The organism is Corynebacterium meridianum (assembly GCF_016342265.1).
Lineage (GTDB): Bacteria > Actinomycetota > Actinomycetes > Mycobacteriales > Mycobacteriaceae > Corynebacterium > Corynebacterium meridianum.
On the sequence record NZ_JAEIOS010000012.1, the window covers coordinates 183,923 to 200,047 of the forward strand.

Below are 16,125 nucleotides of genomic sequence, written 5' to 3' on the forward strand. Positions count from 1 at the left end.
TCGCCTCCGAGTTCCCTCCGGTGTCGGCGATTCGCGTGCAGAGAGGATCCCGGTCATGGAGAATGCCACGTACGAACCCGACTGGTCGGACGGATCACGGTACGACGGTGACGCCGTCAGGTTCTTCGACGTCGCCCACGAGGGCGCACAGGTGCGGTGCGTCGCCGGATTCATCGCGGACGGCGCACTCGACGAGATCGTCGGTACCCGTCCCCGGAGCGTGATCATCGTCGCGGGTGACCTGCTCTCGACACGGGCGGCACAGCTCGCCGTCTCGCTCCGGTCGCCGTTGCGGCAGCCAATGGTGGTCACCGACGTGCTTCCCTCCTACGCGGGCCCCCTGGATGTGGTCATCGTCGCTTCGGGCCGTGGCGACGATCCCGAGCGCGCCCGGGCACTGTCCGCGGCGGTGGGACGTGGCTGCGCCGCGATACTCGTCGCACCGGCGCGGGGGCCGCTCGTGGATGATGCTCCGGCCCGCGTCGCCGTGGTTCCGGAACCACCCACCGTCCAGGCGATCTCTCCCGCCAGGGTCGTCGCGACCGTCGACGCGGTCCTGGACCTGCTCGAGCAGGATCCCGCACTCGTCGTCGAATCCCTCAAGCGGGTCGCGGACGAGATCGACGCCGAGCTGGTCACCGTGAGGCCCGAGCGCGATGAGGTGGTGAATCCGGCCCGCAGACTCCGTGACAGTATCGCGGGCCGCACTATCATCCACTCGGCGGAGGAGCCGGTGGGAACGGCGGTGGCGGGCGTGGTCACCGCGATCTGGGACTCCGCGGGGCTCCCGGGTGCCGTCATCCCGCAGCCCGAACTGGCTGTCGCGCTGCCTGCGCTCCGTCCGCATGTGACGGATGTGTTCCATGACCCCTATCTCGACGATCGTCCGGCGATGCTATCCTTGAGGATTGTTGTCTGGGCGGCTGAGGACACCCGACTGCCCGACGCGACCGCTCAGGGCTGGGGAGAACCGGCGCCGGGTCGACTCGCGGGCGCGCTGCGCCTGACCACCCGCGGCTGGGCCGCTTCCATCTACCGCGCCACCGAATGAGGACGTGAGTTCAGAAACATGCATCTGCTGACAGGTACGGTCCGTACGTATCCGTGGGGCTCACGGACGGCTATCGCGGAGCTCCGGGGTCTGCCGACGCCATCCCCCCGGCCTGAAGCTGAACTCTGGTTCGGATCCCACCCGGGAGGATCCTCGACGGTGGGGGACACCCCGTTGATCGACATCATCGCATCCGATCCGGAGTCCGCCCTGGGGGGTCGGGTCTGCTCACAGTACGGCGGACGCCTGCCGTTCCTGCTGAAGATCCTCGCGGCGGCTGAGCCGCTGTCGCTCCAGGCCCACCCGTCCCTCGATCAGGCGCGCGAAGGTTGCGCCAGGGAGGATGCGGCCGGGATCCCCCGGAACGCGAACAACCGCAACTACCGTGACGACAACCACAAACCCGAGCTGATCGTCGCCCTCACAGATTTCGAGGCTCTCGCCGGATTCCGGCCCCTGGCCGAGACCGTCCGGTTGTTCGACGCCATCGCGTGCCCTGAGCTGGAGCGGTACCTGACCATGCTCGACAGTGATCCCGAGCATGAGGAGACGAATCTCCGTGCGTTGTTCACCACCTGGATCACCATTCCGGCCGCGACCCGGACCGCTCTGATCGATAAGGTCACCGGGTGCATCCGGCGGACCATCGGGAACACCGACATCGACCCCTGGATCCTCGATGTCCTCCGGAACATCCTGGCGCTGGACGAACGCTATCCGGGTGACGTCGGGGTGCTCGGGGCCCTGCTGCTCAACAAGATAAACCTGAACCCCGGCGAGGCGGTGTTCCTCGATGCCGGCCAGCTGCACGCCTATGTCTCCGGCATGGGGGTCGAGATCATGGCCAATTCGGACAACGTCCTGCGTGGCGGACTCACATCCAAACACGTCGACGTGCCCGAGCTGGTGAGGGTGCTCACCTTCCGGGCTCTCGGGGATCCCGTAGTCCGGGGCGAAGTTGACGGTGAGGCCACGCACTACCCGGTTCCGACCGGGGAGTTCGATCTCACCCGGTACAATCTGCGGCCGGGATCGTCCACGGTCGTGGAACATGACGGTCCGGTCATCGTCCTGTGCACCGCAGGCCAGGCGACGGCGAGCCACGGCGTCGAGGATGAACCTCTCGTAATGACTCCGGGCACCGCGCTCTGGATCCCGGCCTCGGACAGCGCCGTCACCGTGTCGACCTCCGAGGGATCGGAATTGTTCGTCGCCAAGGCCTGAGAGGCGCAGCCTAGCCGGGGTCGTTGGTGGGGGCAGGACGTTCCGGTGACCGGACCCCCGTCTCCACGGGGCCGGACCGGGCGTCCGGGATTGTCCCCGTTGACGGAACCGGTGGTGCGGGGGAAACCGGAGCGTCGGCTTCAGGTGCATCCCCGGTCGGAACCAGCGGCGGTTCAGGCGGCTCGATGGCCGTCGGTGGCGGTTCCACCGGGTTCCCCTGATCGGGTTCCGTGGTCCCGGTGGGGGCCGGTTCGGCTGCGGGGGTGGTCGTTGCGGTGGGGGCCGGTTCGGCCGCGGGACTGGTGGTTGCGGTGGTCGTGGACGGCTCCGTGGCCTCGACGGTCGGGGACGGTGAGTCGGGTACCGGGGACGTCGTCGTTACGGGCGTGGCGCTCGTCGAGACCCCCGTGTCGGATTCATCGTGGCCTGGGACCGGCGCCACCGGTGCGGAACCCGGCCGGGACGGGCCGGGCTGGGCCGGGGGGCGGAATGCGGTGGTCGGGGTGGCGGGTCGGGAGCCCTGCGATCCGGGGGCGGGTATGTGCGCGTTCGGTGGGAGCAGGGGATCCGACCGGTCGATCGTGATCCGTGCCGTGGCCGGCGGGCGTGCCTCGACGGGCCCCTCCCGTGGATCTGTCGCGGTCGAGGTGGCGGACAGTGGCGCCGTCGATTCCGTGAAAGCGGTCGGGGAAGTGGATACGGTCGTGGCCGTCGATGTCGGTGTTGTCGACTCCCGTGCCGTTGTGGCTAAGGTAGGTGCCGGAGCCGTTGATCGCCAGACCCCGAGTCCAACTGCACAGGCGAGGAGGCACCCGATGACGATGAAAACGAGGATTCTTCCCGTTTCTCGCTTCATCGCCTCTCCTCGGAGCACCGTGGCAGGGACTGTGGTGCCTCGTCGTACTCGGTGGTTTTTCGGTGCCGCATGATCCGCTACCGGTGCACCCGTGGTTCCCCACCGGTTCATCCCCGGCGGAAACCGCAGGTGGCGGCTCTGTGACAGTAGACATTAGCATGGTGTCCGGATCGGGGAAGCCCGGTCACGGGCGATATTGCCCTCGAGAGAGCAGGAGAAGTCCACATGGGCGCATGGGATAACAAGATCCTCAACGATCCGGTCAACACGGATTTTCTGGATGAGCTGACCGCCCTCGACGACGACGAGATCGTCGAGACCGTCGCGGATGCCTGCAAGCTGCTGCTGGGCGATCCGCACGTGACCGACGTCGACCGGGCGAACGGACAGTGCGCTGCGACGATCGCCGCGATCTGGGCCGGCGCACCCTACTCGGCCGGAGACGTCGTCGAGGAATACCCCTTCATCCGTGAGCTCATCGGAAGCGGGGACGAATCGTTGTACGACGACGCGACATCGGTCCTCGAGGAGGTTGACGAGGAGTACGACACGGAGCCCTACATCGAGGCTCTCGGCGTCGTCGCCTGACCACCGTCCGTCCTCTCGACCACACCCCAGGACAGAATTCATGATCGTCAGCATCGAAGGCATCGACGGAGCGGGAAAGAACACTCTCGTCACCGAACTCAGGAAGCGGACCGGAGCTGAGGTCCTGTGCTTTCCCCGCTACAACACCTCCCTGCCCGCCCGGTTGGCCGCTCGGGCGCTGCACGGGGAGATGGGCGATCTCACGGACAGTATCCACGGAATGGCCACGCTGTTCGCCCTCGACCGGTACGGCGCACGGGATGTCCTGGACCGGTTCCGGGACAGTACCGAGCTCATCGTGCTCGACCGGTACGTGGCGAGCAATGCCGCGTACTCCTCCGCACGTGCCGAGGACCTGTCCCTGTGCGACTGGGTCGCTGACCTGGAGTTCGGGGAGCTCGGACTGCCCGTACCGGATCTCCAGGTGCTGCTGGACACACCCGTGGAACTCGCCGCCTCGAGAGCTGAATCGAGGGAGGCCGCGGACAGCTCCCGTACCCGGGACCGTTACGAGTCCGACCTCGGACTGCAGGAACGGACGCTGGCGGCCTACCATCGGCTCGCCGATCGTTCGTGGCGGGGGCCGTGGCTCATCGTGGATCCGAGGGACACCGGTGAAGCCGCAGCAGCGGTCGAGTCCCGTCTCGGGGCGGTGCGCCCGCACGACCACGCGCGGGGTAGCTGAGATACCGGACCTGACCGTGAACCCTGGGTAGTATCGGGGGAAGGAGCCGTGCGTCGCCCGTATCGGTGGCAGCTGACCCGGAATGCCGGGTACGGCAGCGGACAATCCCGGACAACACGCGAAGTAGGACAGATGAACGCCAAGATTCTGGTGGTCGACGACGACCCCGCCATCTCCGAGATGCTCACCATCGTTCTTCAGGCCGAGGGTTTCGACACCGTCGCCGTCATGGACGGCGCGCAGGCAGTGGCGGTCGCTGAACGCGAGCAGCCGGATCTGATTCTGCTCGATCTCATGCTTCCGGGCATGAACGGCATCGACATCTGCCGGATCATCCGGCAGAAGTCCACCGTGCCGATCGTGATGCTGACCGCCAAGACCGACACGGTGGACGTCGTTCTGGGTCTCGAGTCCGGTGCGGACGACTACGTCAACAAACCGTTCAAACCGAAGGAACTCGTCGCCCGTATCCGTGCCCGGCTGCGCAGAACCGACGACGAGCCGAGTGAGATACTCGAGGTCGGTGACCTCACCATCGACGTCCCGGGACACATGGTCAAGCGGGGAGAAGAGGAGATCCAGCTCACCCCCCTCGAGTTCGACCTCCTCCTCCAGATGGCGCGCCGCCCACGGCAGGTGTTCACCCGGGAGGAACTCCTCGAGAAGGTCTGGGGTTACCGGCACGCCTCGGACACCCGACTCGTGAACGTCCACGTGCAGCGGCTGCGGGCGAAGATCGAGAAGGATCCGGAGAACCCCCAGATCGTCCTGACCGTCCGAGGGGTCGGATACAAGACCGGCGCCGGAGAATAGCGGCACCGGTTGTCGGCACCACCGGACCCGCGGGATGAGGGAGAGGGACAGTTTTAAACAGTCAACTGACGGGCGTGCGGCAACGCCTGACGGAGTCGTGGCGTACGTCGCTCCAGGTGCGGGTCATCGGATCGATCCTCGCAGCATCAGCGGCGGTGGTACTCATCCTCGGGCTCGCCATGGTGAGTATCGTCGCCCAGCGGCTGGTCGACGCGAAACTGTCCATCGCCACCTCTGAGATCGACCGGGCCCGCGCCATCGTCGAACAGCAGGTCTCGGCGACTGACACCTCGAACTCAACTCAGGTTCGCATCAATTCCGCCCGGGCCGCGCTGACCAACCGGGGCACCGGGGGCACCGCCGAATCGGTGGCGGTGTTCGAACCAGTACTCGTGGTGGCCGACGGCGGGAACGTTCTGGCCACGTCCCCCGAGGCGTACCGGATACCCGACCGACTCCGGAACTTCGTCTCCCAGGGACAGATCTCCTACCAGTACTCCACCATCGACCGCTCCGACGGATCGATCTACAAGGCGCTCATCATCGGAACCCCCACGGAATCCGACATTCCGGGCCTCCAACTGTATCTCGTCCTACCTCTGGAAAATGAGGAGGCGACACTTGCTCTGATGCGCGGTCTGCTGTCCTTCGGTGGCGTGGTCCTCATCGTCCTCCTCGTGGGGATAGCCTGGTTGCTCACGCAGCAGGTGACCGCCCCGGTACGTTCCGCGTCGAGGATCGCCCAGCGTTTCGCCGCGGGGCACCTGCGGGAGCGGATGCGCGTCGACGGCGAAGACGAGATGGCCCGCCTGGCGATGAGCTTCAACGCCATGGCGGAGTCGCTGTCGAAGCAGATCCGCCAGCTCGAGGAGTACGGCAACCTGCAGCGCCAGTTCACCTCGGACGTGTCCCACGAACTGCGCACCCCGCTGACCACTGTCCGGATGGCCGCCGACATGATCGCGGATCGCGCCGATGAGCTGGACCCCTATACGCGGCGGGCCGCGGAGCTGATGGTTCGTGAGCTGGACAGGTTCGAGTCCCTGCTCGCGGACCTGCTGGAGATCTCCCGGCACGACGCCGGTGTCGCGGACCTGTCCGAGGAGAGGATAGATCTGCGTACCTGCGTCGCGGCGGCGTGGCAGCAGGTGAAACACCTCGCGGAGGAACTCGGGGTCGAGGTTGATTTCGATCAGCCCGCCATCCCGGTGACCGTCGTGGGCGATTCCCGTCGGATCGAGAGGATCCTGCGGAATCTCCTGGCGAACGCGGTCGATCATTCGGAGGGGAAGCCGGTCACGGTCCGCGTGGCCACGGGGGACAACGTCGTCGCGGTCACGGTCACCGACCACGGTGTCGGGTTGAAACCGGGGCAGGAGGAACTGGTGTTCAACCGGTTCTGGCGGGCCGATCCGTCCAGGGTCCGACACTCCGGAGGCACCGGGCTCGGCCTGGCGATCTCCCACGAGGACGCCGTCCTGCACGGTGGTGCACTGGAGGCCACCGGGGAGATCGGTGCCGGCTCCTGCTTCCGGCTGACCCTTCCCGTGAGTCCGGGGACGAAATGGAACGGGGAGCCGCCGCTGCCGCTGACGATCGACCCGGGTGACCGGGAGTCGGAGAGCCGCATTCCACAGCCACCGGAAGGGCAACCGGACACAGGGACACTTCCGCAGGCCAAGATCATCGACGTTGGAGAGGGGAGCAGCTGATGACGCAACGACGTCTCCGTACCCCGGCGACCCTGATGCTGGTCATCGCGTTGATCGCGGGGTGCACGAGCCTACCCGGGGATTCCGCGCCGCAGGCCATCCGTCCCTTCGAAAGGACGCATCCGACGGAGGACGAGCTGGCGCCGGTTCCGGGGCAGGAGCCCGATCTCCTGCTGCGGGGATTCTTCACGGCCGCGGGCAACCCCGCGCAGAAGCATCAGGCGGCCCGGGGATTCCTCACCGGTTCCATGGCGTCCAACTGGGACGACACTGCGTCGACGCTGGTCCTGGATCGGATCGACCTCAACGCGGAACCGGGGGCCACCGAGGACTCGATCTCCTACAAGGTCCGCGGGACCGTGGTGGGTACCCTCGCCACCGGCGGTGTGTACACGCCGGAGAACGGGGAGTACGAGGCGACGATGGAGCTGAACCGGGTCAACGGTGAATGGCGGATCTCGGCTCTGCCACCTGGGGTCGTTCTCGAGCGCACGGAGCTCCGGAACAAGTTCAGCCCGCACGAACTGTTCTTCTTCGCGCCCACAGGGAAGTTCCTCGTCCGCGACAGGCGCTGGGTCTACAACGGCCAGCCCTCACTGGATACGGCACTGCTCTCCCTGCTCATGGAGGGGCCGCAGGCGGATCTGGCCCCGGGGGTGGTCGACGAGATTCCGCCGGAAGCCGTGTTCACCGGTGCCGAGGACGGGGTCTACCACTTCACCGGCTTCGGGGATCTCGACATCGACCAGCGGCACCGGTTCGCGGCACAGGTGGTCTGGACCCTCGCGCATTCGGGAGCTCGCGGGCCCTACCGGGTGGAACTTGACGGAACCCCGATTGATCCCGCCCACGACGCGTTGACCGTGGAGGACGTGGCCGAGTTCAACCCGAATGCGTTCGCCGGAGCGATCAGCCCGCTCTATGCACTGAATGAGGGATCGCTGATGCTCGTGGACGGCACCGATGCTCGACCCGTTGCGGGGCCCCTCGGGGTGGCGGGAAACATCGGATCGGCGGAGATCTCCTCGTCCGGTGGCGTGGTCGCCGTGGTGGAGAACCTGGGTGGGGCGGGTACGTCGGGCCAGTCGACGTCCGTCATGGCTACCGACGGCCGGGCGAGTTCACGTCTGCTGCTCGGGCCGGTCGGGGGACAGACCGCCGAGGTACTGGCCGCCGGAACGTTGACCCGTCCCAGCTTCGAGTACGAGGCCACGGCGTTGTGGACCGTCCTCGACGGCCGGACCGTCGCCCGTGTTGCCCGATCGACGTCGACGGGGGAGCTGTCCCAGGTCGAGGTCGACGCCAGTTCCCTCAACGAACCGGACAACGGCGGCGACGACCAGTTGATTTCGGTGCTCCGGCTCTCCCCGGACGGTGTGCGGGTCGCCATGATCCGCAACGGTCGGGTTTGGGTGGGGACCGTGGCGCGGCCCGCGCCGGGAGAACGGAAAATCGTTCGACCGGTGGAGATCGCGCCGGCGATCGGTGACACCGCTCTCGCGTTGTCCTGGCAGCAGGACGGTTCGCTGCTGGTGGGGACGTCGTCCCCCGACACGCCGGTCTGGCGGGTCGAGGTCGACGGGTCCGCCGTGACGTCCCTGCCCACCGGCAACCTCACGGCACCGATCGTCGCCGTGGCCTCGTCCGCCAACACCCTTTACGCGACCGACGCCCGCGCGATGCTCCAACTGCCGGCGTCCACGAACTCCGCGGCGTTCTGGCGGGAGGTCCCGGCGCTCCAGGGGACCCGCGCTGTACCCGTGGTGGCCGACTAGGCCGCGGACCGGATCCGGGAGCGGAGAGAGCCCGTCGTGTTCGAACTTCTGCTTCCGAGGCGTTGTGTGGGATGCGGTGCTGCAGGGGTGACGTTGTGTGAACTCTGCAGGTGTGCGTGGAGGAGTCCACCGTTCCGGGTGTATCCCCGGGTCGATCCCCGGGTACCGGTGTTCGCGCTCGGTCCTTGGGGCGGGGTTCACCGGGCCACGGTGATCGGTCTCAAGGAACGGGGCAGGAGGGACGCCATCCCGGAGATCGGGGCCGTCCTCGGTTCCGCGATCAGGTATCTCGCGGCCCGGGGGGATCTGTCCATGGATCCGGGAACCGTGCTCTCACCTGCGCCGACTCGGCGTAGGTCGGCCAGGTTGCGCGGCGGGGACACGGTTGCGGCGGTGTGCCGGGAGAGTGGTTTCGAGGTGGTTCCCCTGGTCTACCTCGCCCCCTCGACCCGGGATTCGGCGGGCCTGGACGCGGCATCCCGTCGGTCGAACCTGGTGGGCGCGGTGCGGAGGATCAACCGGGTGGGACGATCCGTCGACCGGGTGGTGCTCGTGGATGATGTGGTGACGACGGGGGCGACCGCCGGTGTGACGGTGGAGTGCCTGGCGGTCGCCGGAATACAGGTCACGGGGGTGGTGGTGTTGACCGCGGCCTAGCTACCGGGGGTATCCCGCCCGATGGTTATGACCGGCAGGTAAACTTGAGGTTGCAGTAGTTCCCGTCACCGTGGACGTCGTGGGTAATCCCACCCACTTCTGTGCGGTGGCCGATACCGGGAGGTAAGAGCAATGACCACGCCTGCTGACAACAAAGACGGCCTGCGCCCCGAGACTCAGGTGAGCATCACGGGCCGGAACGTGGAGGTTCCCGAGCACTTCGCGGAACGCGTGAATTCGAAGCTCGCTAAGATCGAGCGTCTGGACCCGACGTTGACCTTCTTCCACGTCGAGCTCCAGCACGAGCCGAATCCGCGCCGCAGTGATCAGAGCGACAAGATCCAGATCACCGCGACCGGCAAGGGGCACATCGCCCGCGCCGAGGCGAAGGAGGACAGCTTCTACGCTGCCCTGGAGACCGCCCTCAGCAGGATGGAACGGTCGCTGCGCAAGGTGAAGGCACGTCGGAAGATCAGCCGCTCGGGACACCGCGCGCCGATGTCCACCGGAGAGATCGCCGCTGAACTCACCGCAGAGGCCAACGCCCAGCCGCAGGAGAAGAAGGGCGAGTTCGATGTCGATCCGTACGCGGACAGCGTCCAGGACATCGTCCCCGGCCAGATCGTCCGTACCAAGGAGCACCCGGCCGTCCCGATGAGCGTCGACGACGCCCTGTCGGAGATGGAGCTGGTCGGACACGACTTCTACCTCTTCGTCAATGAGGAGAACGGCAGCCCCTCGGTCGTCTACCGTCGCCGTGCCTTCGACTACGGTCTGATCACTCTCACGGAGCCCGAGGACTGATCGACCGGATTCTCGTGTGCAGCACTTTCGCTCATCCGAAGGTTGCTGTCACTGCCCCGGCTCCACGGGGTCCGGGGCTTGAGCACCCGCCACCCACACCGGATGTGAGGTGGCGGGTGCTTCCCATGTCCGGGTGGGCGCGTAGAATGATCGGGAATCCATCCGCTTGAACCCACAAAAGACAAAGGACGACTGCCCGTGTTTGGACTGTCCCGGATCCTCCGAGTCGGTGAGGGGCGCGCCGTGAAGCGCCTGAAGAAGATCTCCGACGAGGTCATCGCCCTCGAGCCGAAGTACGCCGAAATGAGTGATGATGAGCTCAAGGCCATGACGGACACGTTCCGGGAGCGCCTGTCCGGCAAGGAGAACCTCGACGACATCCTGTTGGACGCGTTCGCCGTCGCCCGGGAGGCCTCGTGGCGGGTGCTGGGCCAGAAGCACTACCCGGTGCAGATCATGGGTGGTGCCGCCCTGCACTTCGGCAACGTCGCCGAGATGCGCACCGGTGAGGGCAAGACGCTGACCTGTGTGCTGCCCGCCTACCTCAACGCCCTGGAGGGCAAGGGTGTCCACGTGGTCACGGTGAACGACTACCTGGCGAAGCGTGACTCGGAGTGGATGGGACGTGTGCACCGCTTCCTCGGGCTGGAGACCGACGTCATCCTGTCCGACATGCGTCCGGACGAGCGTCGTCGCGCGTACAACGCCGACATCACCTACGGCACCAACAACGAGTTGGGCTTCGATTACCTCCGCGACAACATGGCCCAGAGCGTCGATGCGCTGGTGCAACGACCGCACAACTACGCCATCGTGGACGAGGTCGACTCGATCCTCATCGACGAGGCACGTACGCCGCTGATCATCTCGGGTCCGGCGGACGGATCCAGCGAGTGGTACTCGGCGTTCTCCACGATCGTCCCCAAGATGCGCCTCGACGTCCACTACGAGGTGGACCACCGGAAGAAGACGATCGGTGTCCGCGAGGAGGGCGTCGAGTTCGTCGAGGACCAGCTCGGCATCGACAACCTGTACGCCCCGGAGCACTCCCAGCTGGTGAGTTACCTGAACAACGCCATCAAGGCGCAGGAACTGTTCACCCGCGACAAGGACTACATCGTGCGCAACGGTGAGGTCATGATCGTCGACGAGTTCACCGGACGCGTACTGCCCGGTCGCCGCTACAACGAGGGCATGCACCAGGCGATCGAGGCGAAGGAGGGGGTGGAGATCAAGAGCGAGAACCAGACCCTCGCCACGATCACCCTGCAGAACTACTTCCGTCTCTACGACAAGCTCGCCGGTATGACCGGTACCGCCGAGACCGAGGCCGCGGAGCTGCACCAGATCTACAAGCTCAACGTCGTGTCGATACCCACCAACCGGCCGAACCAGCGCGAGGATCTCACCGACCTCGTCTACAAGACCCAGGAGGCGAAGTTCGCGGCTGTCGTCGACGACATCGCCGAGCGCGTGGAGAAGGGGCAGCCGGTCCTCGTCGGCACCACCTCCGTCGAGCGCAGTGAGTACCTCTCGGGTCTGTTGCAGAAGCGCGGCATCCGGCACCACGTGCTGAATGCCAAGCATCACGAGCAGGAGGCGGAGATCGTCGCACGCGCCGGGCTGCCCGGCGCCGTCACCGTCGCCACCAACATGGCCGGCCGCGGTACCGACATCGTGCTCGGTGGCAACCCGGACATCCTCGCGGACATCAACCTGCGCGAACGCGGCCTCGATCCCGTCGAGGATCCCGAGGCCTACGAGGAGGCGTGGGACGATGAGATCGCCCGGATGAAGGCGAAGTCCGAGAAGTACGCCGAGGAGGTCCGCGAGGCCGGTGGGCTCTACGTTCTCGGTACCGAGCGGCACGAGTCCCGCCGCATCGACAACCAGCTCCGTGGCCGCTCGGGTCGTCAGGGCGACCCGGGCCTGACCCGCTTCTACCTCTCCATGCGCGATGACCTCATGGTCCGTTTCGTCGGCGCGACGATGGAAAACATGATGAACCGGCTCAACGTGCCGGACGACATGCCCATCGACGCGAAGATGGTCTCCAACTCGATCAAGGGTGCGCAGACGCAGGTCGAGAACCAGAACTTCGAGATGCGCAAGAACGTCCTCAAGTATGACGAGGTGATGAACGAGCAGCGCAAGGTCATCTACCGGGAACGCCGCCAGATTCTCGACGGCCGTGACGTCGGACCCCAGGTGCAGTCGATGATCGACGACACCATCGCCGCCTACATCGCCGGTGAGACCGCCAACGGGTATGTCGAGGACTGGGATCTCGACCGTCTCTGGAACGCCCTGGAGAGCCTCTACGGTCCGTCCGTGGACTGGCGGACGCTCGTCAAGGGTTCGGAGTACGGTCAGCCCGGCGAGCTGACCGCCGAGCAGCTCCTGGACGCCGTACTGAAGGACGTGCACGGCCAGTACAGCGAGATGGAGGACACGATCATCAGGCAGGGCTCCGAGGAGCAGATGCGGTCGGTCGAACGCAGCGTGATCCTGAACGTGGTGGACCAGAAGTGGCGCGAGCACCTCTACGAGATGGACTACCTCAAGGAGGGCATCGGTCTCCGCGCGATGGCGCAGCGTGATCCCCTGGTCGAGTACCAGAAGGAGGGCGGGGACATGTTCAACGCCATGAAGGACGGGATCAAGGAGGAAACGATCCGGCAGCTGTTCATCCTGCGCAAGCAGGTGCTGCCCAAGATCGAGGAGGCGGGGTCGACGGACCTCAACCACGACGGGAAGCTCGACAGCCGGGACTTCCGGGATGATGAATCCGGCCGCCCCACCCCGGATTCCCTCCGGACCTCCGGCCCCCAGGAGCCCTGAGGGGCTGAAACCGCCCCCTCCCCGTTCGCAGCGGTCGCGCGCTCCCACCGTCACCGGTGGTGCGCGCGACCGCTGTCGTGTCTCCGGTGTTCGGCGGCGCGGTTCAGAACAGTCGGAGTGCCGTCATCCGCCACGGTCGGCTGGGGGACTCACGTTCGACCCTTGCCGCGAACGCCCATCTCCGGCCCACCGCGTGAGCGGTGCCGCAGACCTCCAGCAGTGACTTTTCCGCGGTACCCGCGGAGTCGGGGATCGTGTGCTCCCTCCTGATGTGAAACGAGGTCAGGATGACGCGACCAGGTTTTCCCGACCTCCCCCGGAGGACGCGACGGTGACGGATCTGCACCAGCTGCCGCACCTGGGCCGAGTACTCCGCCATGCGCAGCTGCGTCGGCGGGCGGACCGCGAACGCGGCCTCCAGACCGATGACGATCAGGCGGTGGCACGCTCTCCCGGCCTCGGGGGAGGCCGGGATCGACGGACTGAATGTTCCCTGTGGACGGTCACCTGCGCCGGGTGTGACGGGACGGTGCCCGCGGCGGGGAATCGTCTTGATGTGGACGTGTCCGGGGAGTGTGCTCAGCATCGTGTGCTCCTGGATGGGGGTGAGTCGGGAATGTTCCTTCTGTCCCTATGGACCCGGAAAGCCGGTGTGCGGTTCCGGATCTGGCTTTCCGGATCAGCGGTAGCGGGTGGATGGTGCCGGTGCCGGGGCCAGATTCGAGGATTGTGCGATACCCGGCGCGACAGCGGGGCCGCTGACCGACTACCTTGGTGGTGCCGGGGTTGCGGGCGTCCGTTGACGCCAGACCCGTCGGTGTGCTCGACCGGGAGGTTGAGCGCTTAAAAAGAGTGTCCGAGGAGCGGAGAGAACAAAAGTGCGTGGACTGATCGTCGATTACTGCGGTGTCCTGGACGGAACCGAGGAGGACCAGCGCCGGTGGCGGAATCTGCTGGCGGCCGCCAAGAAGAACGGCGTGGCCACGGCCGTGCTGTCCAACGACCCCGGCGGTCCCGGGGCGGAGCCCATCCGGGAACTCGAGTACCGCGGCATCGTGGATGCGGTGGTGCTGTCCGGAGAGGTCGGCGTCGAGAAACCCGACGAGGGGGCCTTCCAGGCTGCCGCCGATGCAATCGAACTGAGGCGCCAGGACTGCGTCATGGTCGATGACTCCATCCTGAATGTGCACGCGGCGGTGCGTGCGGGCCTCGTCGGTGTCTACTACCAGCAGTTCGACCGGGCGGTCGTCGAGATCACCGGCCTGTTCGACATCGAAGGGGAGTTCTGAGCGGTGCGGGTCTACATACCGGCGACCTTCGACATGCTGTCCTCCCTCGCGGAGGCACGCTCCCTCACCGCGCGGGGAGGGTGGGGTTTCGCGGTCACCCCGGCTCTGCTGGAGTTCTACACCTCAGGCGATGAGGAGGAGATCGCGCATCTCGCGTTCCAGGACGCCGCACGCGCCTCACTGCGATTGCTCGCCACGGGGCAGCCGGAGCGTTTCCCGCACCGGAGGGTGGTGGTCTCCGCCGACATCGAGGACGGATCCGTGGAGGTCTCCCCCGAATCGGGTGAATCGGTGGTGCGGCTCGATCCCCCGCAGGTCGACCTGTCCGACATCGTGTGCTTCCACGTCGACATCGCCGGCAGCGAGGCCGCCACCGCGGCCGCCGTCGAGGTGGTTGACGCCGCGGATCTCGGCGACGAGGATGCCGAGCTGACGGTCGGTGATGCTCTGGACAACTTCATGGCCTGGTACGAGGTCCAGGAGCTCGACGCGCTGGTGCAGCTCCTCTGAGAGGATCGCTCGGGTCTGGCGCGTGCTGTGCGGTGCCGCCGGGTGGTGGTCGCGAAGGTGGTGGCAACGGGACGCCCTCCGGGCCGCAGATTCTCTGCGCCGTGCTGTCGGATGTCGTGTCCCGCGTGGACACGTAACCTACGTTGCCGTAAGCTACGGTGTCGTACGAACATCCGGAAATGCGTAAGGACAGTGAATCACCTGTGGTCACCAAAGCCGCCAGGGCGCGGGACGGGCTCGGTGCCCTGCGTCATGTACTGCGACGTTTCACCACCCCCCTCCTGCCCGATGACTACACACAGCTGGTCAACCCGCTGTGGTCGGTGCGGGAGCTGAGGGGACAGATCGTCAGCGTCTCCCGGGCGACGGAGGGCACGGTCAACCTGGTCATCCGCCCGGGGTGGGGGGTGCCCGTCGATTTCGAGGCCGGCCAGTACATCGGGATCGGCGTCCAGATCGACGGCCGCTACGTGTGGCGCTCCTACTCCCTGACCTGCAGTCCCCGCCCCGCGGGGGATCTGCTGTCGATCACCGTTCGCGCGGTCGAACGGGGAAAACTCTCCAACCACCTGGTCGGCAGCGCACACCCCGGCATGACGGTGCGGATCGGGGCCCCGGCGGGGGACTTCCACCTGACCGATCCGATCCCGGAGAAACTGCTGTTCATCACAGCGGGAACGGGTATCACCCCGGTGATCAGCATGCTGCGGACTCTCGCCGACCGGAACCAGTTCGGTGACGTGACCCTGATCCATTCGGTGAGAACCGACGAGGACCTGCTGTTCCCGGACGTCCTCGAGGAACTCCGCCGGGAGCATCCCGGATTCACCGCGATCGTTCGCGTCACGAGCCGGGAGGGCCGGCTGACCCCGGAGACGGTCGGCGAGATCGTCCCGGACGTCACCGAGCGCACCGCCTACGCCTGCGGACCGAACGAGATGCTCGACGCCCTGGAAGCCTGGTGGTCCGAGCTCGACACCGACGAGGAGCTGCGCACCGAGCGTTTCACCCTCGACCGTAGCAGCGAGGCGACCGGTGGTGAGATCACCTTCGGGCACCGGGGAAGCTGCCACGCGGACGGCGCGACGACACTGCTCGAGGCTGCGGAGAGCGCCGGCATCCAGCTCACCTTCGGGTGCCGCATGGGTATCTGCCAGACCTGTGTGCGGCCACTGACCGACGGATACGTCCACGACCTGCGGACCGGTGACGTGCACGGACCGGGTGAGCGGATCCGCACCTGCGTGTGCGTGGCCGCCGGGGACGTCTCCGTCGACGTCTGACCCACCGCCCCATCCCCAGAACACCCATCGAACGAAG

14 protein-coding genes are annotated in these 16,125 nt (G+C 66.6%); 13 read left to right on the forward strand and 1 reads right to left on the reverse strand.

The genetic code is table 11. From position 1 onward, the window contains the following. Positions 1 to 55 precede the first annotated feature (55 nt). The 10 genes from JDV75_RS07380 to secA all read left to right on the forward strand — a co-directional run bounded on the left by JDV75_RS07380 (position 56) and on the right by secA (position 13,006). Positions 56 to 1,051 (forward strand): hypothetical protein, encoded by a 996-nt coding sequence (locus JDV75_RS07380; protein WP_198738616.1) that lies wholly within the window; start codon positions 56 to 58, stop codon positions 1,049 to 1,051. Positions 1,052 to 1,069: 18 nt separating this feature from the next. Then, on the forward strand, positions 1,070 to 2,275 hold the full coding sequence (manA, locus tag JDV75_RS07385) for a mannose-6-phosphate isomerase, class I (protein ID WP_198738617.1): 1,206 nt from the start codon (positions 1,070 to 1,072) through the stop codon (positions 2,273 to 2,275). 1,081 nt (positions 2,276 to 3,356) lie between these two features. Next, on the forward strand, positions 3,357 to 3,719 hold the full coding sequence (locus tag JDV75_RS07390) for a hypothetical protein (protein ID WP_198738618.1): 363 nt from the start codon (positions 3,357 to 3,359) through the stop codon (positions 3,717 to 3,719). 40 nt (positions 3,720 to 3,759) lie between these two features. Next, the gene (locus JDV75_RS07395) at positions 3,760 to 4,404 is read left to right on the forward strand and encodes a dTMP kinase (protein ID WP_198738619.1); all 645 of its coding nucleotides are present in this window, start codon (positions 3,760 to 3,762) and stop codon (positions 4,402 to 4,404) included. A gap of 132 nt (positions 4,405 to 4,536) precedes the next feature. Further along, positions 4,537 to 5,217: an MtrAB system response regulator MtrA gene (gene mtrA, locus JDV75_RS07400; protein WP_198738620.1), complete on the forward strand. Its 681-nt coding sequence runs from the start codon at positions 4,537 to 4,539 to the stop codon at positions 5,215 to 5,217. A gap of 74 nt (positions 5,218 to 5,291) precedes the next feature. Then, complete coding sequence (gene mtrB, locus JDV75_RS07405) at positions 5,292 to 6,929, forward strand: MtrAB system histidine kinase MtrB (RefSeq protein WP_198738621.1); 1,638 nt, start codon at positions 5,292 to 5,294, stop codon at positions 6,927 to 6,929. After that, positions 6,929 to 8,704 (forward strand): MtrAB system accessory lipoprotein LpqB, encoded by a 1,776-nt coding sequence (gene lpqB / locus JDV75_RS07410; RefSeq protein WP_198738622.1) that lies wholly within the window; start codon positions 6,929 to 6,931, stop codon positions 8,702 to 8,704. The genes mtrB and lpqB overlap by 1 nt, the downstream gene beginning before the upstream one ends. A 210-nt stretch (positions 8,705 to 8,914) precedes the next feature. Beyond that, positions 8,915 to 9,361, forward strand: a complete 447-nt coding sequence (locus JDV75_RS07415; protein WP_232958318.1) for a ComF family protein — start codon at positions 8,915 to 8,917, stop codon at positions 9,359 to 9,361. Between the two features lie 132 nt (positions 9,362 to 9,493). After that, positions 9,494 to 10,165, forward strand: a complete 672-nt coding sequence (gene hpf, locus JDV75_RS07420) for a ribosome hibernation-promoting factor, HPF/YfiA family (protein ID WP_198738624.1) — start codon at positions 9,494 to 9,496, stop codon at positions 10,163 to 10,165. 198 nt (positions 10,166 to 10,363) lie between these two features. Then, positions 10,364 to 13,006, forward strand: coding sequence for a preprotein translocase subunit SecA (gene secA / locus JDV75_RS07425; RefSeq protein ID WP_198738625.1), 2,643 nt, complete (start codon positions 10,364 to 10,366; stop codon positions 13,004 to 13,006). 103 nt (positions 13,007 to 13,109) lie between these two features. Here secA and JDV75_RS07430 read toward each other — a convergent pair whose 3' ends face one another. After that, entirely contained in the window at positions 13,110 to 13,592 is a 483-nt protein-coding gene (locus JDV75_RS07430) for an Rv3235 family protein (RefSeq protein WP_198738626.1), read from the reverse strand. A gap of 292 nt (positions 13,593 to 13,884) precedes the next feature. On the opposite strand from JDV75_RS07430, the gene JDV75_RS07435 reads away from it, so the two are divergent. From JDV75_RS07435 to JDV75_RS07445, 3 genes are all read left to right on the forward strand, one after another. After that, positions 13,885 to 14,295 (forward strand): HAD-IA family hydrolase, encoded by a 411-nt coding sequence (locus JDV75_RS07435; protein WP_198738627.1) that lies wholly within the window; start codon positions 13,885 to 13,887, stop codon positions 14,293 to 14,295. Positions 14,296 to 14,298: 3 nt separating this feature from the next. Continuing rightward, positions 14,299 to 14,805, forward strand: coding sequence for a DUF6912 family protein (locus JDV75_RS07440; protein ID WP_198738628.1), 507 nt, complete (start codon positions 14,299 to 14,301; stop codon positions 14,803 to 14,805). Between the two features lie 179 nt (positions 14,806 to 14,984). Continuing rightward, complete coding sequence (locus JDV75_RS07445; RefSeq protein WP_198738629.1) at positions 14,985 to 16,088, forward strand: ferredoxin reductase; 1,104 nt, start codon at positions 14,985 to 14,987, stop codon at positions 16,086 to 16,088. The last annotated feature ends 37 nt before the right edge of the window (positions 16,089 to 16,125 follow it).